General features: G+C 64.2%; 17 protein-coding genes. 11 read left to right on the forward strand and 6 right to left on the reverse strand.

The genetic code is table 11. The annotated features are described in order from the left end of the window. Positions 1–13 precede the first annotated feature (13 nt). Together FJ430_RS30715 and FJ430_RS30720 are read left to right on the forward strand one after the other, a co-directional pair. Entirely contained in the window at positions 14–571 is a 558-nt protein-coding gene (locus tag FJ430_RS30715; RefSeq protein ID WP_181175419.1) for an SMI1/KNR4 family protein, read from the forward strand. A gap of 13 nt (positions 572–584) precedes the next feature. Further along, positions 585–1,532 carry a type VI immunity family protein gene (locus FJ430_RS30720; protein WP_181175421.1) on the forward strand — a complete coding sequence of 316 codons (948 nt, stop codon included), beginning with the start codon at positions 585–587 and terminating at the stop codon, positions 1,530–1,532. Positions 1,533–1,556: 24 nt separating this feature from the next. On the opposite strand, the gene FJ430_RS30725 is transcribed toward FJ430_RS30720, so the two are convergent. The 3 genes from FJ430_RS30725 to tssI are packed head-to-tail and all read right to left on the reverse strand — an operon-like array spanning position 1,557 to position 5,405. Beyond that, positions 1,557–2,639: a HEAT repeat domain-containing protein gene (locus tag FJ430_RS30725; RefSeq protein WP_140706186.1), complete on the reverse strand. Its 1,083-nt coding sequence runs from the start codon at positions 2,637–2,639 to the stop codon at positions 1,557–1,559. Between the two features lie 7 nt (positions 2,640–2,646). Continuing rightward, positions 2,647–3,072 carry a DUF6484 domain-containing protein gene (locus FJ430_RS30730; protein WP_140706188.1) on the reverse strand — a complete coding sequence of 142 codons (426 nt, stop codon included), beginning with the start codon at positions 3,070–3,072 and terminating at the stop codon, positions 2,647–2,649. An 8-nt stretch (positions 3,073–3,080) separates the two neighbouring features. Next, positions 3,081–5,405, reverse strand: coding sequence for a type VI secretion system tip protein VgrG (gene tssI / locus FJ430_RS30735; RefSeq protein WP_140706190.1), 2,325 nt, complete (start codon positions 5,403–5,405; stop codon positions 3,081–3,083). 307 nt (positions 5,406–5,712) lie between these two features. Between tssI and tagH the strand changes: the two genes are divergently transcribed. The 8 genes from tagH to FJ430_RS30775 all read left to right on the forward strand — a co-directional run bounded on the left by tagH (position 5,713) and on the right by FJ430_RS30775 (position 18,897). Then, on the forward strand, positions 5,713–6,792 hold the full coding sequence (tagH, locus tag FJ430_RS30740; protein ID WP_140706192.1) for a type VI secretion system-associated FHA domain protein TagH: 1,080 nt from the start codon (positions 5,713–5,715) through the stop codon (positions 6,790–6,792). 295 nt (positions 6,793–7,087) lie between these two features. Then, positions 7,088–8,620 carry a type VI secretion system protein TssL, long form gene (gene tssL, locus FJ430_RS30745; protein ID WP_140706194.1) on the forward strand — a complete coding sequence of 511 codons (1,533 nt, stop codon included), beginning with the start codon at positions 7,088–7,090 and terminating at the stop codon, positions 8,618–8,620. After that, complete coding sequence (tssM, locus tag FJ430_RS30750; RefSeq protein WP_181175423.1) at positions 8,620–12,147, forward strand: type VI secretion system membrane subunit TssM; 3,528 nt, start codon at positions 8,620–8,622, stop codon at positions 12,145–12,147. Before tssL ends, tssM begins: the two co-directional genes overlap by 1 nt. A 117-nt stretch (positions 12,148–12,264) precedes the next feature. Next, the gene (locus FJ430_RS30755) at positions 12,265–13,044 is read left to right on the forward strand and encodes a PP2C family protein-serine/threonine phosphatase (RefSeq protein ID WP_140643189.1); all 780 of its coding nucleotides are present in this window, start codon (positions 12,265–12,267) and stop codon (positions 13,042–13,044) included. Next, entirely contained in the window at positions 13,041–15,518 is a 2,478-nt protein-coding gene (locus FJ430_RS30760; protein WP_140706199.1) for a serine/threonine-protein kinase, read from the forward strand. Before FJ430_RS30755 ends, FJ430_RS30760 begins: the two co-directional genes overlap by 4 nt. 11 nt (positions 15,519–15,529) lie before the next feature. After that, the gene (locus tag FJ430_RS30765; protein WP_181175425.1) at positions 15,530–16,024 is read left to right on the forward strand and encodes a DUF1036 domain-containing protein; all 495 of its coding nucleotides are present in this window, start codon (positions 15,530–15,532) and stop codon (positions 16,022–16,024) included. Beyond that, positions 16,021–18,462, forward strand: coding sequence for a M23 family metallopeptidase (locus FJ430_RS30770; protein WP_140706201.1), 2,442 nt, complete (start codon positions 16,021–16,023; stop codon positions 18,460–18,462). The genes FJ430_RS30765 and FJ430_RS30770 overlap by 4 nt, the downstream gene beginning before the upstream one ends. A 219-nt stretch (positions 18,463–18,681) precedes the next feature. Beyond that, positions 18,682–18,897: a hypothetical protein gene (locus tag FJ430_RS30775; protein ID WP_140643195.1), complete on the forward strand. Its 216-nt coding sequence runs from the start codon at positions 18,682–18,684 to the stop codon at positions 18,895–18,897. 347 nt (positions 18,898–19,244) lie between these two features. Here FJ430_RS30775 and FJ430_RS30780 read toward each other — a convergent pair whose 3' ends face one another. Continuing rightward, positions 19,245–19,781 (reverse strand): OmpA family protein, encoded by a 537-nt coding sequence (locus tag FJ430_RS30780; RefSeq protein WP_181166824.1) that lies wholly within the window; start codon positions 19,779–19,781, stop codon positions 19,245–19,247. A 176-nt stretch (positions 19,782–19,957) separates the two neighbouring features. On the opposite strand from FJ430_RS30780, the gene FJ430_RS30785 reads away from it, so the two are divergent. Then, the gene (locus FJ430_RS30785; RefSeq protein ID WP_226892002.1) at positions 19,958–20,518 is read left to right on the forward strand and encodes a DUF6931 family protein; all 561 of its coding nucleotides are present in this window, start codon (positions 19,958–19,960) and stop codon (positions 20,516–20,518) included. Positions 20,519–20,531: 13 nt separating this feature from the next. Here the strand turns inward: FJ430_RS30785 and FJ430_RS30790 are convergent, their stop codons facing one another. Both FJ430_RS30790 and FJ430_RS30795 read right to left on the reverse strand, forming a co-directional pair. Next, positions 20,532–21,764 carry a caspase family protein gene (locus FJ430_RS30790; protein ID WP_226892004.1) on the reverse strand — a complete coding sequence of 411 codons (1,233 nt, stop codon included), beginning with the start codon at positions 21,762–21,764 and terminating at the stop codon, positions 20,532–20,534. A 7-nt stretch (positions 21,765–21,771) separates the two neighbouring features. Beyond that, a complete protein-coding gene (locus FJ430_RS30795) occupies positions 21,772–22,863 on the reverse strand; it encodes an OmpA family protein (RefSeq protein ID WP_140706205.1) in 1,092 nt (363 codons plus the stop codon). Between the last annotated feature and the right edge of the window lie 443 nt (positions 22,864–23,306).

Below are 23,306 nucleotides of genomic sequence, written 5' to 3' on the forward strand. Positions count from 1 at the left end.
ATGGATGGGAACGATGGCCAAGGATATCCGTGCACGGCTACAGGCTCTGGTCTCGAAACTATATCAGGCCCGGGAAGAGTTCTACCAGGTGGCGTTTGGTCAATCAGCAGATCAAGTCCTCGGGCCACCTGCCTCCGAGCAGCAGCTACAAGCCTTGGAACGCAGCCTCGGTTACGCGCTGCCTCCAAGCTATCGCGAGATGCTGCTGCTGCACGATGGCTGGATAGCCCTGGAGGACGAAGCCGACCTCTTGTCCCTGGCACAGCGCCATGAGGAGGAAATTCGTGACCGCGTCAAAAGCTTCAAGAAAATGATGCGCGAGGGAGAAGACCCTTACAATCCGGATAATCTGCTGATCGTCGGCGGCGCGGATACCACCTTTGTCGTTTACCTCGACATCGACACCCGCCGGGCCGACGGCGAAATGGATGTCGTGGAATACACCTACGAAGAGGGAGAATTGGCCCGACATAAGGACATGGCTGCATATCTCAAGAGCAATTACGACGAGGTGCGCGAGTGGATCAAGGACGAGAAGGGGGCGGACGCCGGTCCGGACCCCAAAGAGTAACCAGGGATTCCAGATGACGTCTCCCGCCCTCCTGACACTGCCTTCCCCCGGAGATCTCGACTCTCCCCTGCTGGAGATCGGGCTCGACCTCACTATCTATGCAGAACGCCTATCGGTACCTGAATGGGAGGCGGTTCTCGATATCTACCGAAAATACGCGCCGGCAGACGTCTGGACGAAGGTTAAGGCCTCTCCCGATATCGGCTTCAGCAGGCTGCCTGCCGGCAACTATATCAACGCTCCGCTTTCGGATGGCGCAACCTTTCCGTTCCTGCACCGGATCCGTCATCGGACCATCCGAGGATGGCGCACGGAATTTCGCATCTGGGACGGCAAGCTCTCGCAAAGCTGGAGCGCCTGCATATACCGCCTCGCGCATCAGGCCAACGAGCCGGAGCACGCCTTCTACCGGTTTCTCTTTCCCTGGGACACGGCACCGGCTCTGGTGGCAAGCCTGGCCAACGAAGTGGGAAAACACATCCAATATCTGTCCGGCCATGCCGGATTTTGTCACCTGTACGATCCCTACTTCAAGGCAGCCGCTTTCGCCCAGATTTTCCCGTGGGCGAAACGCTACTGGGCTGTCGATGTCGAGGATTTGAACGCGGCTTTGCCGTTCATGCACAACGGCATGAAGGCAATTTCCTGGCTCACATTCATCGGCGCCAAGTTCCTGGCCGATCCAAAACTCGCGCGCCAGCGACAGTCGTTGAAGACGATACCCGGTACGGTGCTCAAGCCCTGCGGGTCCGGCGCACTGCTTCAGCTCGGGGAGAAGCCCATCCTGGGTGACCGACACCGCCGGGAACCTGAACTGGCCTCCTATTTCACGGCCGGGTCTCTCCTCGATCCGGTATTGCTGACGGACATCACCGAATTCGAAGGACCGTTCGCCGAGAGGGCCTGCACAGTGGACTGGATCCATCGATTTGCCGCGCCGAGCGCCTGGACGTCCGCATAACCTCGTAACCGTGACCCGGCTCAGTCAGCCAAGCAGGGCAGCCGCTCTTCCCCAGGCCTCCACCTTGTCGGCCACCGGCACATTCGGGCCGAAATCTCCGAAATGGTCCTCGAATGCCTGGCCGATTTCCGCGGGCTCGAGCGTGAAGAGATCCGCGTTGCGCGCCTCCGGAAAAAGCTCGAGCAACGCGCCGCCCGCCGCCACGGCGAGCGCAGGATTGCGCATCTGATGAATAAGCCAGTTCAGGATCGTGCGGTCACCCAGCATGCCGGCCCCGCGCACGGCAAGCGACGCGGTGTCAGGCGACTTCAGCAACCCGCCCATCCAGGCGCGGACATCCTTGTCCGGCCCGATCTTCACAATGGTGCGCAAGGCAATCAGCGCGTCGGGTCCGTTAGCCAGGACCTGTTTGTGCAGTTCGGGCTTTGCCAGAGCGGCGTGACCGAGTTCGTTCAGCGCCAGGGCGCTGGAAAGGCGTACCGCCTCATATTGCGATTCCAGGGCGGCAGCGATCTCGCGCACTAGGTCGGCGCGCCTCGCCTTGCCGGCAAGGCGCAGGCTTGTTGCGCACACGCGCATATCTGGATCGCGGACAAGGCGGACCAGGACGTCCTTGGGATCCACGCCGTGTTCCAGGCATGCGGCAACCGCGAGATAACGCTTGAACCCATCCTCGGACGCGATCCAGTTGCGCACCAGCGGTCCGATCGCCTTGGCGTCATGCCATGCAAGTGCGCCGACCAGCCCGTGCACTTCGTCGTCCCGTGTGCGGCCCAGCTCCACGGCTTCGAGAATACGTCGCCCATCCGTCTGTTCTATTGCCGTCCAGCCATAGACGAACAGTTCGCCCCTCTCGGGAAAGTCATCATAGGCTGCGGTGATGAATGGCCAAGCGGCAGCTCCGGCGACGCGCACGCCGTCCAGATTAGCCTCCAGTCGCCGGTCGATACCCACGATGGCTTTCTCGTCCGGCGGCTTCTGGGCCGCCAGCATGTCGCGCTGCGCCCAGAGGAATGCGGCCTGCTCGACGTGCTGGCGTACGATATCGGGGACGATCTGCTCTTGCGCCGCGATAGGCGGCCGGTTCAATTTCGCCGCGCCCGCCATCTGAGCTTCAATTCAGGCTGATCGACCCGCCGCGCATGCGGTTGGTCGCGCTCGCATGGCTGGCGACATAGGTGCCGCGGATAGTGATGCGGCCGTCCGCCTCCATCAGAATCGTGGCCTTGCCACAGCGCAGTTCAAGCCGCTCCTCGGCATGGATCCGCACACGCTCGCCATCGCGAAAGACCTGAGCTCCTGTTGGCTTTTTGGCAGGCTCCACGATACGGCCGACGATCAGCGGCTTTTGCGGATTGCCGTCTTCGAACAGCAGCGCGACCTCCTGTCCGATCATGTCGGAACTCAAGGAGGCCAAGCTGCGTGCCGGCAACGCGGTTTCCCAGGGATTGCCGGGAAAAACGACCAGCGGCTTGTCGCCGTCAAAGCCAAGAAACTGGCCAATGACGACACCTTCGATGCGATTACGAAGCTTTGCCATGCGCCCTCCTAATTCTCCGCAATCTTCGAGCCCTTCATGGTGATGTCGCCCGATGCTTTAATAACGATCTTACCCGATCCCTTGACCGAGATATCCTTGCCCTCGATCGCGATCGAGCCGTCTTTCTTCATCATGATCTTGGCCGACCCGGTCTGGATAAGGATCTCGTCGCCGGCATTGATCACCAGCTTCTTGCCGACATTGATCGCGCTGTTTTGGCTAATGCCGATCGAACTGTCCTTTGCGACAGTCAGCGAATGGGCGCCACCGACATTCGTCGAGTCGTCGGCGCCGATGCTGGCGCTGCGCGCAGCACCGACATTGAACGACTGGGCGGTGCCTATGGTCACGTTCTGGTCGGCGCCGATGTTAACGGTCTGACCGGCTCCGACGTTCCAGCTGTCGCTGGCCCCGATGTCATGGCTCTGGCTGATCCCCACACTTACCGATCGCGTCGCGCCGATCGTGTTCGTCTGCGAGGCGCCCACGGTTCTCGCTTCGGCGGCTCCCACCGTGTCCACGCGCGCGACACCCACAGTGACCGTCTGGTTCAGCCCCACCGTCTGCGAATGGTTGGCGTCGATGTTCTCCGTCGAGTTGGCGACGACGTGGATCGTCTCGTTTGCCATCACCGTCAGCGAACGGTTGGCGCCCACCGTCTCGGTGTCGTTGCTGCCGATGTTCGTCGTCTGGTCGACGCCGATCTTGACCGTCTTGTTGTTGCCGACGTCCTCGTCGAGGTTGTGGCCGACGGAGTGCTTGGCGTCGTGGTCGATGCGATCGGACTGGTCGTGCTGGACCGTCTTGTTGCGGTCGTGCTTGATCAGCAGATGGTGGTCCTTCTGGGCCTGGAAGTTGACCAGCTCGGAACCCGCCTTGTCCTCGAACATCAGCTCGTTGTAACCGCCGCCGCCTTTCGAGGAATTCGACTTCCAGCCCGATTGCGTGGCGTTGCCCGGCAGGCCATAGGGAGGCATCTGCGAGGCGTTGTAGACGCGGCCGGTGATGATCGGCAGGTCCGGATCGCCTTCGATGAAATCGACGATGACCTCCTGGCCGATGCGCGGGATCTGGATGAAGCCCCAACCGCTGCCTGCCCAGGTTTGCGAGACGCGCACGAAGCATGAGGAGTTCTGGTCCTTCTTGCCGAGCCGGTCCCAGTGAAACTGCACCTTCACGCGCGCATATTTGTCGGTGAAGATTTCCTCGCCCGAAGGGCCGACGACGGTCGCCGTCTGTGGACCGCGCATGATCGGGCGCGGCGTGATGCGCGGTGGGCGATAGGGCAATTTGGTGGGCGCCACGCCGAGCACTACCTTGAAATTCTCGCTGTGGGCCTCGTTCTGGGTCCGGTAGCCCGGATCGAACAGCCGGTATTCGGCGCTGACCACCAGATAGTCCTGGTTCTGGTCGTCGCGCGGAAAGCTCTCCAGCGTGAACTTGCACCCGGAAAAAAGGCCGCGCACCGTGCCAACCGCCGTGCTGTGCTGGTGCACTGCCTGAAGTTCCTCGCGGCGGATCCCCGCTATTTTGTCGCCCCGCCCGACATCGAGATGGGCGCCAGGCTGACGATAGTTTTCGCCCGAGGCCTCCTTATGGGCGAAAGGCTGGGCGGATTTCGCCATCAGATCGGCGCCGGGCTTCTCGAAGTCGTAGTCCGTGTGTGCATAGGCGCCCGGCCGCACCGCGCTGCCAGGTATCCACTCGGTGATGTATTCGACATCGCGCCGCGACGCCTGGCCCTCGAAATTGTAAAGCACCTTCTCGTAACCGGGCGCCGGCTTCAGCTTGCTCATCGCGTCACAGAGAATGAGCGTGTGCTTGCCCTCGTCGTGCTCGAAGAAATAAAAGATGCCTTCGTGTTCGAGCAGCCGCTGCACGAAATCGAGATCGCTCTCGTCGTACTGGACGCAATATTCGCGCTGGGGATAGGATCCCTGCAGCCGCTTCTCGAATTTGGCGATGCCGTATTTCGAGAATATCTTCTCGACGATCTCCACCGCCGTCATGTTCTGGAAGATACGGCAATCGGTGGTGTTGCCGAGGAACCAGAGCCATGGCCTGACGGTCGCCTCGTAAAAGGCCAGCCGGTCCTCGATGCGGGTAAGCTTGAAATCCGACACAAGGCCGCTGAACCAGCGCTTCGGATCGGATTCGCCCTCGACCGAAACGACGCCGCCCAGCATCTTCAGCGGATCGACGTCACGATTCTTCGACACGAAGCCGACCGTATAGGCGAAACAACGGCTGATCTCATCGCGGCCGACGAGATGGGTGAAGGTCAGGTCGGCGCCAGCCGGCGTCTGTACAACCGTGGCACGTTCGTTCGGCATGGGTCGTGCCCCTCCTGGACGCGGCCGCCAGTATGATGGATTGAAGCCCCCGCTATGTTAACCGCATCACGTTCGGGAACTTTTCACGCCCACCGCACCGGACCGCTTTCAGCCTAGCATATGTTTGGCGGCGGCCAAATAACAGCTGTGGCTAAACTGCCCATGCGCCGGTGTGAAACGCTCCTCTCCCGCCGCGCTCGCAAGCTGCTAGAATGCCAAGGCAATTCCAGGAAAGGTGCGTTGGCGTTTCCGCCTGGAATTGCGCGGAAAATAAGCATTTGTTGACCAAGTTGGGCGACGCTTCCGGATGTTCATCTCGCTCCAGATCAGCAATGTCGACAGGCTGCCGGCCGGCACCGCCGCCAGCTACGCCGCCCGCGACCGCAGCTTCGAGATCGGTCGCGAGAATTGCGACTGGACGCTGTCCGATCCGGACAAGTTCATCTCGGGCCGGCATTGCGAGGTCCGCTATCAGGCGGGCTCGTTCTGGCTCTACGATGTCTCGCGCAACGGCACTTTCATCAACGGTTCCAGCCAGCGCATGAGCGGGCCGCACCGGCTGGCCCAGGGCGACCGGCTGCTGATCGGCCGTTATGTCGTCGGCGTTTCGATCGAAGACGAACGAGCCGCGACCGGACATCCTCAGGCCAGTACAGGATCGACGCAGCGCGAGCTGCCGCCCTCGACCGGCGGCCCGCTGGATCCCGGCCATCAGCCGTTCTTCACTCCGGCGGAACAGCGCTCGACCGGGGCAGCGCCCGTCTCGACATCCTCGGCGCTGCAGCCCGGCCCGGCGGTTCCAGCCAACCGGCCCGCGGAGGCGGACGCGATATTGCGGGAGATCGCCAAGGCGGCGGGCATCGCGCCGGAGTTGCTGCAGTCGCGTGATCCGCACGATGTCGCGGCCGAGATCGGCTCCGTGCTGAGGACAACTGTCGAGCAACTGTCCCTGCTGCTCAAGGCGCGCGCGGCGGCAAAGGTGCTCGCCAAGAGTTCGAACCGGACGATGATCGGCGCCGAGGACAACAATCCGTTGAAATTCGTGCCGGGCATCGACGACATATTGGAGATCATGTTCGCCAAGCGCAGGGCCGGCTATCTCGACGCCAGGCATAGTGTCGAAGACGCGTTTCGCGACCTGAAGGCGCACGAAATCGCGACCTACGCCGCCATGCAGGCCGCGCTGTCGCGGTTGCTCGACGACCTGTCGCCGGAGGCGATCGCCAAGAAAATTCCGCCGGCATCCTTCTCGTCCAGGAAAAGCCAGGCCTGGGATGCGCTTGTCGCGACATGGCGGACGATGGAAGACAAGCACGAGAACGGCATGCTGGATGTCTTCCTCGCCTATTTCGCCGAAGCCTACGCCAAGGCCGACAAGCAGAAATAGCCTGGATCGCACGGACCGCGCCGGCTGTATGTGACGGTTCTCATAGAAGAAGCCGCCTCTTCGATCATCCTGCTTTCCGATTTCAATCGGCGGCCCCGTTTCAATTGAATGCCCGGGCGATTAGAATGGGCAGGGATGCTTGCCTGGCGGGCAACGCGGCGTGGCTTGGGGCGTGTGCAGCAATGTCATGTTTCGGCGAGATGTGCCTTTCCATGCGGCCCGCCGAGGCTCAGCCTGAAGCGCGCTTTGCCGGGCAAAGACATGCTCGTTGCAATTCGACGGCGGGTCGTCGCCGATGAGCTCGAAGGACGATCCCTCCAGGCCGCTGGACAAAACCGTCATCCGCGCGCCGCGGCCGAAGCAACGACCGCTCGCGGCTGCCGGGAGTTCCGGTCCGGAAGGCGTTCGGTCCGCTCCATCGCCTTCCCGCGAATCGACGGTGTTCGATCCCGGCGGCGGCCGGCAGATGCCTACGGGCTGGTCGTCTGGAACGGTGCTCTTTCAGGGACCTACCCCGGGAGCAGAGGCCAATGCGGCGCCGGGGGTGCAGCAGGATGCCCTGCTCGACGCCGCCGGCGGCGTGAGATACGCCGCGGCTAATCCGAACCTTGCCGCCGCGGCGCCGCTGCTGATGCTTCTCGGCCAATTGCGGCTGATGCCGGTCGAACGGCAAGCGGCGCCCTTGGCGGAGCATATAGCCGAAGCGATCGACACCTTCGAGCTTGCAATCGCGAAAGCCGGCGTAGCCGAGGAAGACGCGCGAATCGCGAAATTCGCCCTTTGCGGAACCGCCGACGATCTTGTCGGCAATCTGCCATGGCCGAGCAAGGACAGCTGGCTTCAGCACAGCCTTGTGGCGCAGTTCTTCCACACCCAGCCGACGGGCGCCGGCTTCTACGAAGCGCTGAACAACGTCCTCGCCAAGCCGGAAGCGCATTACAACCTGCTCGAACTGATGCATGCATGCCTTTCGTTGGGTTTCGAGGGCCAGTATCGGGGGCTTGCGGGCGAGCGAAACACGCTCGAACGTGTCCGGCGCGACGTCTACGACACGCTGCGTTACTTCAAGCCGCGCGCCGCCGACGACGTCTCGCCCCGCTGGCAGGGCATGGCTGCGGCATTGCCGAAGCCAAGAGCGCGGCTGCCGCTCTGGGCGGTCGCGGCCGCCGCAGCGACGCTGGTGACGGCGGCCTTCTTCGGACTGCGGGTGCTGATCACCGATGAAGGCGATGCGACCGCCCGAGAGTTGCTGGCGCTCAACCCCTCCACGCCCGTCACCATAGAGCGCGCCAGCGTGGCGGCGCCCACTGAGCCGGCGCAAGCCAGCCCGCCGCCGCCCGTGGTTCCGGATGCCACCCAGATCGACCGTATCCGCGCGGCGCTTGCCAAGGAGATCGCCGGCGGCGGACTGAGCGTCGGCGAGAAGGGCGAGTTCATCGTCGTCGAGATCAACAACCAGCTTCTGTTTGCTCCCGGCCAGGCGGAGCTGAAGCCGCAATTCCAGCCGATCGCGGCCGCCATCGCCACGGCGCTCGACGCCGAACCCGGGCCGATCAAGATCGTCGGCCACACCGACAATGTGAAACCAAAGAAGTCGAGCACGTTCAAATCGAATTTCGATCTTTCCGTCGCCCGGGCGAAGGCCGTCCAGGCGCTGGTGGCCACGCAATTGAAGGATCCGTCGCGGCTCAGTGCCGACGGCAAGGGCGAGGACGAGCCGATCGCCGACAATGGCACGGCGGACGGCCGCGCCAAGAACCGCCGCGTCGCCATGATGATCCCGAAACAGGAGACCTTGCAGAACGGCTCCGCGGAGAACGGCAACTGATGCGCTGGACGCCGCGGATCTTCAGCCTGCTTGCGCTTGCCGGTTTCTCGGCGGCGGTCTGGTATGCCGGACCGCTGATCCGCTTCGCCGACACACGCCCGTTTGCGCCTGCGTGGCTCAGGGCCACGATCATCGGCGTCACCATCGTGGTGCTCGCGCTGTTCTACGGGGTCCGCTTCTGGCAGCGGCGCAAGGCGCAAAAGGCGCTCGAAACGGCGATCGTGCGCAGCGACGAGCGCAACGACGAATCCCAGGTGCTCGAAGCGCGCATGAGCGAAGCGATCGCGACGCTGAAGCGGACGAGCGGCAAGCGCAATTTCCTCTATGACATTCCCTGGTACATCGTCATCGGCCCGCCCGGCGCCGGCAAGACGACGGCGCTGGTCAATTCCGGACTGAAGTTTCCGCTTGCCGGCTCCGGCAGCGCGCAGCCGGTGGCCGGCGTCGGCGGCACGCGGTCCTGCGACTGGTGGTTCACCGACGAGGCGGTGCTGATCGACACGGCCGGCCGCTATACGACGCAGGAGACGGACCGCGAGCACGACAAGGCAAGCTGGCTCGCCTTCCTGGGATTGCTCAAGAAACACCGCACCAGGCAACCGATCAACGGCGTGATCCTTGCCATCAGCCTTGCCGACCTGATCGGCTTCGACGACCGGCAGCTCGACGCGCATGTCACCGAGATCCGAATCCGCCTGCGCGAACTGCACGAGACGCTGAAGATCCAATTCCCGGTCTATCTGCTCTTTACCAAGGCCGATCTCATCCGCGGCTTCATGGATTATTTCGGCGATTTCGACGAGGCACGCAGGCGCAAGGTGTGGGGCGCGACATTCCAGACGGCCGACCGCACCAGGAACATGGCCGGCGAGGCGCCCGCAGCCTTCGACGAACTGGCGAAGCGGCTCGCCGAAGAGATCGCCGACCGCCTGCAGGAAGAGGCCGACCCGGTAGCGCGGATCACGCTGTTCGGCTTCCCGGCGCAGTTCGGCGCGCTGAAGGCCCGAATAACACAGTTCGTCGGCAGCCTGTTCGACACCTCGCGCAGTCAGGTCAATGTCAGCCTGCGCGGGCTCTATTTCTCCTCGGGCACCCAGGAAGGGACGCCTTTCGACCAGGTGCTAGGCGCGATCGGCCGCAGTTTCGGCAGTGCTTCGCAAGCGCATCTCTCCGGCGCCGGCAAGAGCTTCTTCCTGCATGATCTGCTGGTCAAGGTGATCTTTCCGGAATCGGGCTGGGTCTCGTTCGACAGGGCCTCCGAGCGGCGCGCCAGGCTCGCGAGGTTCGGCGGCCTCGCCGCGATCGCGCTGGCGGCTTTGGCGGCGCTCGGCATGCTGGGCCTCAGCTTCTTCGCCAACAAGCAGCTGATCGCCTCCACAAGGCAGGCCATGGCGCATTATCGCGACAGCGCCGATACGCTGCTGAACAGCACGACGGTGACCGACGTCGACCTCGAAAACGTCATCGGTCCGCTCGACCAGTTGCGCAACCTGCCGGCCGGCTTCGAAAACGGCGACCAGGCAAAGCCGATCGAGGAGACGTTCGGGCTCAGCCAGCGCGAGAGGCTGTTGTCGGCCTCCAAGACCGCCTACCGGCAAGCGCTGGAGCGAACCTTCCGCTCGCGGCTGCTGGTGCAGGCGGAGCGGACGATCCAGGCTCGGATGGCCGACCCCGTCGCGCTCTACGAGCCTTTAAAGATCTACCTGATGCTGGGCGGCAAGGCGCCGAAGGTCGACGACGAACTGGTTGTCTCCTGGATGAAGCAGGATTGGGAGGAGAACCGCTACCCCGGCGAGAACAACCGCGAGGGCCGCGCGCAGCTCGAAAAGCACCTGCGCGCCATGCTTGCGCTCGACGACGCCTATGATCCCGTCTTCGAGCTCAACCAGCCGCTGGTGGAGGCCGCGCAGCGCTCGCTCGGACGCATGAGCCTCACCGACCGCGCCTGGGCGCAGATCAAGTCGGCGGTCTATGCTGCAAGGCTCAAGGACTTCTCCATCGCCGCGAGAGCCGGTCCGGAAGCGCAGTTGCTGTTCGAGCGCACGGACGGCAGCGAGCTTGCCGATCTTCAGGTCACCGGCCTCTATACGCGCGGCGGGTTCAATAGCTTCTTCCTGCCGCAGCTGTCGCGCATCGCGCAGATGCTCGTGGACGATCAATGGGTGCTTGGCGGCGGCGGCGAACAGGGCGGCATCGACCAGGACCTGCCCAAGCTCGGCCCCGAGCTCATCGACCGCTACGGCAAGGAATTCGCCGCCGCCTGGAACGGCGTTCTCGACCAGCTGAAGCTCAAGACGATGCTGAAGGACAAGCCGCAATATCTGGCGCTCTCGGCCGTCGCCGCGCCAGACTCGCCTCTCGACCAGCTCTTCACCGCGATCGCCGATGAAACCGCATTGACGAAGGACAGCGCCGCCGAGGGCGATACCGGCACGGCGCAGCAGGACCCCGCCAGCATGGCCAAGGGCCTCGCCCGCATCGGCCTCCAGATCGCCGGCGGCAAGTCGCAAAGCCGCGCCGGCGCAAGCTCGGCCGTCGCGCAGAATGCCGGCGCGAGCGTCGAGGCGCAGTTCCGCTCGTTCCAGGCGCTGGTTGGCGGGGCCGCCGGACACCGGCCGCTCGATGCGCTGACGCAGAACTTCCACGACATCTTCCAGAGCCTGAAGCTCGCGGCCGATGTCCCCACACAGACCGAGCGCGTCAACGCCAACCTGCAGCTACAGATCTCGACATTGCGCGCCAATGTCTCGCGCCTGCCGAAGCCGCTGGCGCGCATGGTCAACGCAGCGGCGGACGAGTTCGAAGGCAATGTCGCCGAGACCTCCGTTGCCAACCTCAACCAGAACCTCGACCAGACGGTGACGCGCGCCTGCGAGGAGGCGGTCAATGGCCGCTATCCTTTCACCCGCGACGGCACAGACGAGATCTCGATGGCGGATTTCACCAAGCTGTTCGCGCCGGGCGGGCTGATGGACCGTTTCTTCGCGCAGAATCTTGCGCCGCTGATCGACATGACCGGCCAGGAATGGACCTGGAAACAGGACGCTCGCTCCAGCCGCGATCTTGCGAAGTCGACCTTGAAAGCGTTCCAGTCGGCCGCGGAAATCCGTAACACCTTCTTTCCTTCCGGCGGCTCGGTGCCTTCGGTCTCGATCACCATCACCCCCACCTCGGTGAACAGCGAAGTCGACAGCGCTGTGCTCAATGTCGACGGGCAGACGGTCCAGAGCGCCCAGGCCGGCAACGCTCCGAGCATCGTGACATGGCCGAGCGGCGCCGCTTCCGGATCGGCGAGCCTCAGCCTCGTGCCGGAAATGCCCGGCCGCGAGTCCGCGCTCAAATTCGAAGGGCCGTGGGCGTTGAAGCGGCTTTTCGACAAGGCGACCATCACCGGCGACGGCGCCAACACGGAAGCCCGCTTCGTGATCGGCGGACGTGATGTCGCCTACACGATCCAGGTCGGCTCGGGCGCCAATCCCCTGCTGCTGCCTGCCTTGTCCGGCTTCAGCTGTCCGAAGGCGTTCTGACATGGCTGGAGCGAGCCTTCATTTCGGTACTCTAATGTATACGCTTGTGGCAGAGTGGCCTGGGCACGCGGCCCGTGACTGGTCACAGAGGACGCTCGCGAAGCGCTTGGTGGCAAATTGAGCACTGTCGCCCTCCCCATCGAAAGCTTCGGCGTGAGCCACAAGGGCTGCGTGCGCGATCACAACGAGGACAATTACCTCATCGAACCGCAGACCGGGCTCTGGGTGGTGGCCGACGGCATGGGCGGGCATGAGGCGGGTGAAGTCGCCTCGGCCAGCATCGTCGACCATCTGGCAACGATCGGCATTGCGAGCTCCGCGCCGGACCTTCGCGCCCGCTTCGAGGACCGGCTCAGCCGCGCCAATGCCGAGATCCGCGACATATCGCGATCGCGCGGCGTCACCATCGGCTCCACTTTCGCGGCCCTGCTTGCCATGGATGGACGTTTCGCCTGCCTGTGGGCCGGCGACAGCCGCATCTATCTCGTGCGCAACGGCTCGATCTTCCAGGTTTCGAAGGATCACACCGAGGTGCAGGAATTGCTCGACCGCGGCATGATCAGCGCGGAGGAAGCGCGCACCTGGCCGCGCCGCAACGTGATCACGCATGCGGTCGGCGTCAGCGACGAGCTCGAGATCGATTTCCAGCAGGGCGAGCTGATGGCGGGCGACGTTTTCGTCCTGGGCACCGACGGACTGACCGCGCATGTCAGCGACGCCGAAATCGAGGCCGCGGTCAAATCCGCCACGCCGCGGGCGGCCTGCCAGATCCTGCTGGACATGGTGCTGACGCGCGGCGGAACCGACAATGTGACCATTGTACTCGTGAAGATCGGCGGCGGGCGCAACGGCGCGCTCCATCCGGATCGGTCCGCAGTGGAGGGCCAGGCCAGATGAGCGACGACGACAAGACGCGGATTTCGACGAACGTCATCTATACCGGGGTGGGCACGCAGCTCAGCGGCATTTACGAGCTCGACGAGAGGATCGCCTCCGGCGGCATGGGCGAAGTCTATCGCGGCCACAACATCCAGACCGGCGACCACGTGGCGATCAAGATCGTGCTGCCAGAATTCGCGCGCGACCAGACGATCCTGTCGCTGTTCCGCAAGGAGGCGTCGATCCTCAACCATCTGTCGCATGACGCAGTGGTGCGCTACCACGTCTTCACCATCGATACGGGGATCGGCCGTCCCTATCTCGCGATGGAGTTCGTCGACGGCGAGTCACTGTTCGACGTCATGCGGCGCGGACCGATGCAGGGGAACGATGTGCGCCGGCTTTGCCATCGCCTCGCTTCCGGCTTGAGCGCCGTGCATCAGGCGGGCGCCGTGCACCGCGACCTCTCGCCGGACAACATCATCCTGCCCGGCGGCCGGGTGGAGCGCGCCAAGATCATCGATTTCGGCATCGCGCGCTCGGCGACCGTCGGCGGCGAAACGCTGATCGGCGGAAAATTCGCCGGCAAATACAACTATGTTTCGCCCGAGCAGCTCGGTCTCTATGGCGGTGATGTCAGCGAGCAATCCGATATCTACAGCCTTGGGCTGGTGCTGGCCGCGGCACTGCGCGGAAAGCCGCTCGACATGAGCGGGTCGCAATACGAGGTCATCGAGAAGCGCCGGACCGTGCCGGACCTGTCGGATATCGATCCCGATTTCCACGACCTGATCTCGGCCATGCTGCAGCCGGATCCGCGCGACCGGCCGGCCAGCATGAGCGAGATCGCCCGGGCGACGCGCGGCGAGGATCTCGAGGCGACATTGCCGCCGCCGGTGTCGTTTGGAGCACGCGAACGCTCCGGTTTGCCGCGCGCTGGGTGGACGGCGCCGCCGGACTCCAAGCCCCAGCCGCCGACGCCTCCCGGCGAGCCGCGCTTCGTCGAGCATGTGCGCCCTGCATACCTGTCGGAGCAACGGCCCGCCCCGGCTGCCGCTCCGGCGAGCGCACCTGCGACCGCACCGGCTGCGCCGCGAAAGGCTTCACGGATACCCGTCATCGCCGGCGGCGTTGCGGCGCTGGCTGTGCTGGTTGGGAGTGGCCTTTATTTCAGCGGCGTCCTGGCGCCCCCGCCGGTGACGGAAAAATCCACACCGCTGACACCGAAGCCGGTCGCCGAAGCCGCCAAACCAGTGGCCGAAGCGCAGCAGCCGGAAGCGCCGAAACCCCAACCGCAGACGCCGTCCGCGCCTCAGCTGGAATCGCCGAAAACTGACGGCGCCGCCACCGTCGAGAAGCCGACGCCACCTGCCGCTCAGCCGAAGAGCGAGGCAAAAAGCCAGACGCCTCAGGTCGGGACCAAACCCGTGCAACCCCTGGCGCAGCAGTCGCCGGCTCCCGCACCAACGGCCGCCGAAAGCCGGAAGCCGGCGCAGCCGACGAGCGAGCCGGTGGTCAAGACGCCGGAACCGAGCCAGGCGGCTCAGAACAAGCCGGCGCAGGAGGCGAATCCGCCGGCAGCCAAGCCCAGCGTAAAAGACCTCGTTGACATGCTTTCCAAGCTGCCCAAGCCGAACGCTTCCCCGCCCCCCGCTCCGGAGAGTCCGGCGCCGGCGCAGCCGACCACCCCGCCGGCCGAGCCTAAGGCACAGACCCCAACAGCCAACCCGCCGGAAACGCCGACAGCGCCAGCACAGCCGGCCCAGCAACCGCAGCCGCCGGCGACCAAGCAGCCGGACACTGACGTCGCCATCAATGTGCCAAAGCCGGCGCTTCCGTCACTGGAAGAGGACACGGCCAACTGGAACGACCAGCGCTCCTGGGTTCGCGATTTCAGCGGCGGCAGCTGTTTTTACGCGAACGTGACATCGGGACCGGGCGCTTCCCCCGCGATCGAGGGATACGGGACGGCGGTCCAACCCTTCGAACAATTGCTCAGCGATTTCCAGACCAGGTTCCATATCGAGCCGGACATCAGCGTGCGCCTCATCACGCTCTCCCAGTGCGGAGTGCCCACTTTCCTTCGCTTCCTCGACCGGAGCTCGGCCGCGAAGCCGCAGCTTGTCCTGGACCGGACATCGGTCCCGGATGGCTCGCCGGTCAGCGGCGCGCTCTATACGGGCGGCGGGCTCGTCTCGAACATCATGCTGATCGACCATAAGGGCGTGGCGTTCAATCTCGACGACCGCATGGTGCCGCAAACCGACAAGGTGACCTTCAACATCCCGATCGGCCTCGCCGCCGCGGACAAGGCAGCCGGCAAGGCGGTGCCGCAGATCATGCTGGTGATCACCGGGCCCAAGGACATCCAGGCCGCCATGTTCTCCAGGCCGACGCCGGCCTCGGAGCTTTTGCCCAGGATCCTCGAGGAGATCGAGGCCGACGGATCGCAGTTCTCCGCCACGGCCACCTATTTCCGGCTTGGCGGATAGCATGAACGCCGATGGACCTTCGCACCCTGCGCTCTCCGCACCAGCCCCCGCCACGCAAGCAGCGTAACCGGCTCCGATCGCCGTTCCCGGGCCGCATGACGCTTGCCGCGCTGCTTGGCGCGGCGCTGTTCTCGATCCTTTCGCCCGGCAAGGCGCATGCCGAATTCACCGTCTGCAACCAGACGCTCGACGTCGTCAATCTGGCCGTCGGACAGAAGGTCGACAATGCCGACCAGACGGACGGCTGGTGGACGATCGGCGCCAACCAGTGCGTCAACGTCATCCGCGAGGAACTGACCAACCGCTATATCTATCTCTACGCGACGGACGTCTTCGGCCACGCGATCCTCAACGGCTCGACCGAGATGTGCATCGACCGGCGGCGCTTCTCGATCCGCGGCATCGACGAGTGCTGGCAGCGCGGCCATATCGCGGCGCGCTTCGTCGAGGTCGACACGCTCGAGCAGGTGCGCTGGACCTATTTCCTGACCGGAAACAGCCCGTGACGCACTCGATCGACACGAGCTTCAGACAGAAGAAGCAGGCGCGCCTGGCCGCGCAACGGCGCAAGCTTTGGCGGCGGGCCCTTGCCGGCCTTGCCACGCTCGCCGTCGTCGCGTTAGCCACCGGCTTCTACCTGACCAGGGACTACTGGTCGTTCGGCGATGAGGACGAAGAGTTGCATCCGGTCGAGGGCATGGAAGACGTGCCGCCCGACGCCTCGGTCTATGTGCCGGCGATCATCGATCTCGCCGGCGATCCGATGTGGATCACGCTGGCGCCCGATGCCGACACCGCGACAAAGGGCAAGACCGTAGCGCGTCCAGCCGAACTCGACAGTTCCGGGGCTTCGCCGCAGATCGAAATCCTGTCCGACGTGATGCTGAGCGCCAGCGAAAAGTTCATGACGACGATCCCGTCGACGCAGGAGGATTTCGCCTTCTTCCAGGCACAGCGGCAGGCTGCTCCGAAGCCTTCGGCAACGGAGCCGGAAGATGAGCAACCGGCCCCGCCCGCTCCGGCCGCGGCGCCGGACGATCAACAGGGCGATCCGCAAGGCGACCTGCAGAATGATCTCCAGGTGGCGCCGGACGAAAGCGATGCCGGCTCGGCGCCCAAGGCAGACGCCGACGACCCCGAGGCCGGCTGGGGCGAGACCATCGACCAGGGGGAGGCAGCACTCCCGGCTTTCACGAAAACCGCGATCGAGAACAACACGACCGTTGCGACCGTCGCCAGCGAATACCAGCGCTTCGAGGCGACCGAGGACACCTTCGTGAAGATCCTCAACGACCGCAGCCTGGACAGCGTCGCGCTCGACGCGCATTTCTCCGCCGACGACGCGAAGCTTGCGGGCGAAGCGCTGAAGACGCTGTTCAACCGCGACGGGCTGGAGTCCGGCTTTGTCGTGGCCATGCGCGGGTTCCGGTCGAATCGCGAGACGACGACCATGTCGCTGATGCAGGTCTCCATCTACGCGAGGAACGTCTATGTCGGCACGCTGACGCGCAACGCAGCCGGCGCCTTCGTGTCGGGCGTCGACCCCTGGGTGCGCGAGGACCTCTTCAACTATTCCGGCGCTTCCGATCAGGGCGGGCCCAAGCGGCAGTACCGCCTGCTCGACGCGATCTACTCGACCGCGGCGCGCAACAAGGTGCCGACCAGCGTCATCGGCGAGGCGATCATGTATCTGTCGCGGGGACAGGACCTCGACGCCTTCGCCAGCGAGGACCAGCGCCTGGTGCTGATCTATTCGCAGACGCCGCGCGGCCAGGGCGAGATCTCCGGGCGGGTGCTCTATGTCGGTGTCCAGGGCACGGACAAGAGCCTCGACTGTTTCGTCTTCCAGCAGAGCGACGGCCAGTATGCCTGTGTGACCGGCGACGACCAGGTCCGCTCGCTGACCGTCACCAACGGCATGGTCACGCCGGTCGCCGGAGTGATGACCTCGACCTTCGGCCCGCGCAAGCATCCGATCCTGGGCACGGTTCGAATCCACAAGGGCGTCGACTGGGCGGCGCCGGTCGGCACGCCGATCATGGCCGCCTTCGACGGCGAGATCTCGTTCCAGGGCGATGGCGGCAGCTATGGCAATCTGGTGAAGATCACGCATGCCAACGGCCGCGAGACGCGCTACGCGCATATGCAGAAATTCGCGATCGCCAGCGGCGTCGGCACCAAGGTGAAGGCCGGCGACGTCATCGGCTATATCGGCACTACGGGGCTTTCGACCGGCCCGCATTTGCATTTCGAGCTCTACCAGAACGGCGAGGCGATCGACCCGCTGGGGACGGTCACCTCGGTCGCCACCGCCGTGTCCGTCAGTTCGGGCGGCTCCGGCGATGCCGCGGTCGAGACGCTGACCGACCGGATCGTGCATGTCGAAAGCGGCGGCAGCGCGCGAGCCAAGAATCCGCTTTCCTCGGCAACCGGCGCCGGCCAGTTCATCTCCAAGACCTGGATCCGGATGATGAACACCTATCGGCCCGACCTCGCCCGCTCGCTGTCGACCGCCGATCTGCTTGCGCTTCGCTACGACGCCACGCTGTCGCGTGAAATGGTGCGCAACTTGGCGCGCGAAGGGGAAGCCTATCTGCGCGCGCGCGGCCACCAGATCACCGCCGGACGCCTCTATCTTTGCCATTTCCTCGGCATGGAAGGGGCGCATCAGGTGCTGGCGGCGCCGGGTTCGTCGCAGTTGACTGCGGTTCTCGGATCCGCCGTCATCCAGGCCAACCCGTTCCTCACCGGCAAGACCGCCAGTTATGTCGTGGACTGGGCCGAGCGGAAAATGGGGCAGAAAGCGCCGCGCGTGGTCACCGACCAGGGCCAGCCGACGACAACCACGACCGAGGTCCGGCAGACATCGCCGGAGTTCGAGAAATACAAGCAGGCGATCGCCGCGTTGATAGGTTCGATCCAGAATACGCTGGAGCCCGGCTAGTTCTCGGTTCACCAGCAACAGCGTTTTTCGACGCGGGGTGACTAGTTTGACGAACTGCGCATGGACGGAACCGCGCTGCCCGCCATCGCCGCACCATCCACAAAACCTCCATTAGGATTCACTCATGTTATGGTGATCCGCAGAGCAACAATATCGTTAACGGTTCGGGCAAGTGGCGAGGCTCGCATCTGAGGCTGGAACATTTCAGCGAATTCGACGTTGCCCGCCATGGTCAAAAAGCAATCCAACGACAACGGTTCATACTTCGAATTCGACGTCATGCGCGAAGCGTTCAAGCGCTGGGTCGACGAAGACAAGGTTCCTGAAGATCAATGGCGGCCGCGCGCAACGAAGCTGGTCCGTATCGTGACCGGAGACGATTATGTCGACCCCAACATAGTCGAATGGATCATGCGTAAAAAGCCCCAGCGCTGAAGGATCGGCGCTAATGCATGTCGCGCAAAATGACCTCCGTTTTGCGACAACGACATGCATCAAGTAACGACCTAAAGCGCGTCGCGTGAATCCGTTTCGACGCGACGCGCTTTAGGGCTTTGGGCATGTACGCTGTACCAGCATGACCGAATATCAGGTTGCGCTAATATCGTGAATGAGTGGTAAATCGCTGCACGGTCCAATGCCGCGGAGGCTTCGGCTGTGCAAGACCGCCCGGCTATTGCGGTGGGCGGTGCACTCAAGAACCGATCGAAGATGAGAGCTAGCCTGTCGGCAGCGCCCGCATCGGCAATTCGCTATGAGCTGACTGGCCTGGGCCGGCCGCCCTATTGCGTCCTGATCCGCATTTCCACCCGGCGGTTGACCGGATCGTAGGGATTGGCGACGCGCGGATGCGACTTGCCCAGGCCGATCGGCTCGAGCCGGGTAGATTGAACGCCGTTCGCCGCCAGGAAGGCCGCCACCGATTGCGCCCTTCGCTGCGACAGGTCCTGGTTGTAGCGATCCGTACCGGTCGCGTCGGTGTGACCTTCGACGACGAAGCTGAACGTGCTCAGCCGGTTGTCCTTCAGCGCCTTGGCGAACTCGTCCAGTTCCGTGCGCGCGGTCTGGTCGAGCTGGGCCGAATCCAGGGCAAAATTGATCATCATGTCGAGACCGGCCTTTTGAGGCGGCGCCTCGTTCTTCTCGGCCTTGCTCTTGCACTCTTCCTCGGTGCCGACGCAGATGCCGCGTGACGCGCCAAGATTACCCTGGCCGGCGAAGTATTTTACGATGTCTTCCGATTTCTGAAGCGGATCGGCGTAAACGTGCGTTGAAAAAAGCACGGTCGCCAATGCCAAGGCTGAGCTGCCCCACCGCATGACCGTCTCTCCTGTTTGAGCGGGTTTCGCTGGCGCGGACCATATCAAATCTTGAAACGATTGTCTGTGACCAAGCGCACGTTGCCAACGGCCGCCACCTGCTAGAAGCTAAGGCTTGACCGGCTCTCGCCTAAAGGCTTGAGTGCTTGTCAGCTGGCTCTCGGGGTGTGGCAGCCATGGCCAACGAACTCGGATACAGAACCGCAAGGGATCTGTTTCTTGCCTGTCCCGCGATCGCCCGGGACATGAAATTGCCTGCCGCCAACCAACCCCCGCTGGAATTCTGCCGCGCCCTGCTCGCCGGACGCGTGCCGGAGGAGGCCGTCACGTTCTGCGCCTATCTCCTGCCCGATCGCGCCGCGGTCTGGTGGGGGCATGAATGCCTGAGCCATCTCTCAGAACTCCTTGCCGATAGGGACCTCGAATTGCTGGCGCTCGTCAACGATTGGGTCGGCGAGCCCGGCAATCCCCGCCATCGAGCGGCGCTCAGCAGTGCCGTCGATCCGTCGCCAGCGACGCCGGCTGCATGGATCGCGCTGTCGGCGGCATGGCGTGACCCGGCCTTCGACATGCTATCGACCGGATTTCCCGCCGCCCACGCCGTCAACGCTGGGATCCTGGCGGGGCTGGCGCGCGTCTCGACCGCGGACCGCTTTGGCGTGCTTTCCGCCTTCGTCGAAATGGGCATCCAGATGGTGGAGATGGAGGCCCAGCGGCAATCTGTCGACGCGTATTAGGGGGTTTCCGGGCTCACTGGCAGCCGCCTTGCGCCCACCTGGCCAAAGCGACCTTGAAGCGGGTACCAAGCGGATGTTGCAGGCGCAGGACGGAGACGTCGTTGGCGGCGAAATTCTTCGCCTGCTCGCACAGGCGGGTCTCGTTCCACTCGTGGCAGCCGTCGCAGTGCTTGCCTTGCCAGACCGACTTGTCGAGGCCTTCGACCGGACTGAAAAGCGGTTTCCCCTTGATTAATTGGGCTATGCTCTTGCCGTCGATCGCGGGGTCGCCGAACTTGACCGGGCGATCGAAAAGGATCGGGCCGTCCGTCGCCAGCTTCGGAATCTTTTCGCGCAGCGCATTGAGCGCAAGCTGGTCGTCGGTCTGGCCGGTGCCGGTGTTGCGCGTCTCGGAGCCCGCTTCGGCCTGCGGCGCGCTTGCCTCGCCGACGATCAGCGGCGCATTGAGATCGACCCTGTGCAGGACGACCTCGGTGGTCAGCGAGACGTTGATCCAGGGGCGCTGCTTGCCGGCGGTGGCCTTGAAGACGTCGCTGGTCACCCTGTTCATCGCTTCGGTGATGGAGACGTTGGATTCGCCGACATGCTGGAGCAGCGCCGTGGTGAAGGGCGAGTGGTCGCCCGACCCGTCATAGGCAAGCTGGTTCGGGCTGGCGGCGAAGGCGACCAGCGTGCCGGCGCCGCCATTCTCGATCGGGATTTCGGCAAGGCCGCTGCTTGCGCCTTTGATGCCGGCGGTCTTCGCCAGCACCTCGGCGAGCGGGTTGTCCCGGCATGCGTCTAGGAAAACCAGTCTTATGCTCGTCTCGCGCGACATCTGGCGCAAGATGAAATCGACCGAGACGGCCTCGAAATCGAGCGAGGTCTCGTCCTCGAGCGCGGCATCGACGGGAAGCAAATAATTCTTGCCGGACACCTGCAGGCCATGGCCGGCATAGAAGAAAAGCGCGATGTCGGCGCCCCGCACCTGCTTGGCGAACTGCGCGACCGTAGCCTGTGTCTGTTGCTTGGTGAGGTCGAAGCCGGAGACCACCTCGAAGCCGAGGTCCTTGAGCCGCTCGGCCATGGCCTGCGCATCCCGCGCCGGATTGAGGAGCGGCGCCGCGTGCTGGTACTGCGAGTTGCCGAGCACCAGCGCAATCCGCCGCTCGGCGTTCGCGGCCGTCAACGTCAGGAGCAAGGCCAGCACCGCAAGTCCAGCGGCGCGAAGCAGACCACCGCAAAAGGCGATCGGAGCGGAGCTCACCGCCACCTCAATTGGCGAGCTTGCTTGCGGAGAATTCGATCCGCCGGTTGAGCGCCTTGTTCTTGGGCGTGTCGTTGGCGGCGACAGGCTTGTCCTCGCCATAGCCGGCCGAGCTGAGCTGGTTGCGCGGGACGCCGTCCGCAACCAAAGCATCGGCGACCGCCTGGGCGCGCCGTTCGGAGAGCGCCTTGTTCGCCTCGGGCGATCCGTCGGAATCGGTGTAGCCGGACACCTCGACCTTGAGGGCAGGGCATTTGCCGACGACACCTTCCACCTCAGCCAGCAGCGGGCGGCTCTTCGCGTCGAGCCTTGCGCTCGCCTGACGGAAATAGATGGCGCCGGTGCGCGAGAGCACGGCAAACCGGTTGAGGCACTCCTCGTCGCTGAAATTGGCTTTCGCGGCATCGGTGGCGACGGGGCCGACCTCGGCGGTGCTGGCCGCGACGGTCTGCACGGCGGCCGGCTTGCCGCCGTCGGCGGTGAAGACGAAATCGAAGGATACCGAAGCGGTCGGCACGATGTTGGTCACGTTGGCGGCCTGCTGCAATTTGTCGATGTTGGGCAAGAGCCCGAAATCCTCGACATGGACCGCGACGGGCGCCTCCGAAGCGACGGAAACCTGGGTATCGCTGATCATGGTGACGACGACGCTTGCCTCTAGATCCTTGTCGACGCCATGCAGGCTGAGGCGGAACGGCAATGTCGTCTTCACCCGGCGCTTGGTCGGCAGATCGGCGAACACCGCCAGGTCCACCTTCGCTGTCACCTCGGCCGTCGGATAGGTGAAGGTCTCGAAAAACAGGAAGCGCATGCGGACATTGCGCAGGTCGACGCCCGTGTCGACGGAATTGAGGTCGAAGCTGATCTTGGCATCGCCGGCGGAACTCAGCGTGCCGGTGATGTTCCTGATCTTGTTGGTCTCGACGATCGTGTTCTTCTTGACCGACTGGTAGGTGAGCACCGAAGCGGACGGATCGAGCGTCCAGTTGGGCGCGGCGCTCGCAGCCTGCGATCCGAAGACCAGCAGCGCGGCAACGATCAAGCCAAAAGCCGCAGCCTTGGTTAGCATTTTTCGCCAGAATGCGACGACTTCGAACATGGAACGCCCCCGCCAGGACAACCCGATCTCGATACCGGCACGTGACCGGAGCATAGAGCACTTGCCCTTGCTTGGCGAGCGGTTACGGCGGGCCTGGTAAATGGCCGGCCGCGGCTATCGAATGCTCATCCCCAACCGCCTCCTCCGCCGCCACCGCTGCCCCCGCTGCCCCCGTTACCCCCGCTGCCGCCTCCTCCGCCCAACGGTGCAATGACAGGCGCGGTTTCCGTCTGAACGGGCTTGATCAGTTTCTTGGCGGTGACCTTCTTGCGCTCGACGACTTTTGGCGCGGTCGTCGTGCGAACGACCTTCGTCCTGTGCTTCGCCGCCGGAGCCGGCTCGACCCTGGGCGTCACGGTCGTGCAGCCTGCGACCGCGAGAGCACCGGATAGGATTGTTGCGACGATTGCGTGTTTCGATGCCCAGCCCACGACAGTGCCTCC

It is taken from the genome of Mesorhizobium sp. B2-8-5 (assembly GCF_006440675.2).
GTDB lineage: Bacteria > Pseudomonadota > Alphaproteobacteria > Rhizobiales > Rhizobiaceae > Mesorhizobium.

Coding starts and splice junctions, on each gene's coding strand:
- FJ430_RS30715 (WP_181175419.1), top strand. CDS start 14: ATGGCCAAGGATATCCGTGCACGGCTACAGGCTCTGGTCTCGAAACTA.
- FJ430_RS30720 (WP_181175421.1), top strand. CDS start 585: ATGACGTCTCCCGCCCTCCTGACACTGCCTTCCCCCGGAGATCTCGAC.
- FJ430_RS30725 (WP_140706186.1), bottom strand. CDS start 2,639: ATGGCGGGCGCGGCGAAATTGAACCGGCCGCCTATCGCGGCGCAAGAG.
- FJ430_RS30730 (WP_140706188.1), bottom strand. CDS start 3,072: ATGGCAAAGCTTCGTAATCGCATCGAAGGTGTCGTCATTGGCCAGTTT.
- tssI (WP_140706190.1), bottom strand. CDS start 5,405: ATGCCGAACGAACGTGCCACGGTTGTACAGACGCCGGCTGGCGCCGAC.
- tagH (WP_140706192.1), top strand. CDS start 5,713: ATGTTCATCTCGCTCCAGATCAGCAATGTCGACAGGCTGCCGGCCGGC.
- tssL (WP_140706194.1), top strand. CDS start 7,088: ATGAGCTCGAAGGACGATCCCTCCAGGCCGCTGGACAAAACCGTCATC.
- tssM (WP_181175423.1), top strand. CDS start 8,620: ATGCGCTGGACGCCGCGGATCTTCAGCCTGCTTGCGCTTGCCGGTTTC.
- FJ430_RS30760 (WP_140706199.1), top strand. CDS start 13,041: ATGAGCGACGACGACAAGACGCGGATTTCGACGAACGTCATCTATACC.
- FJ430_RS30765 (WP_181175425.1), top strand. CDS start 15,530: ATGGACCTTCGCACCCTGCGCTCTCCGCACCAGCCCCCGCCACGCAAG.
- FJ430_RS30780 (WP_181166824.1), bottom strand. CDS start 19,781: ATGCGGTGGGGCAGCTCAGCCTTGGCATTGGCGACCGTGCTTTTTTCA.
- FJ430_RS30785 (WP_226892002.1), top strand. CDS start 19,958: ATGGCCAACGAACTCGGATACAGAACCGCAAGGGATCTGTTTCTTGCC.
- FJ430_RS30795 (WP_140706205.1), bottom strand. CDS start 22,863: ATGTTCGAAGTCGTCGCATTCTGGCGAAAAATGCTAACCAAGGCTGCG.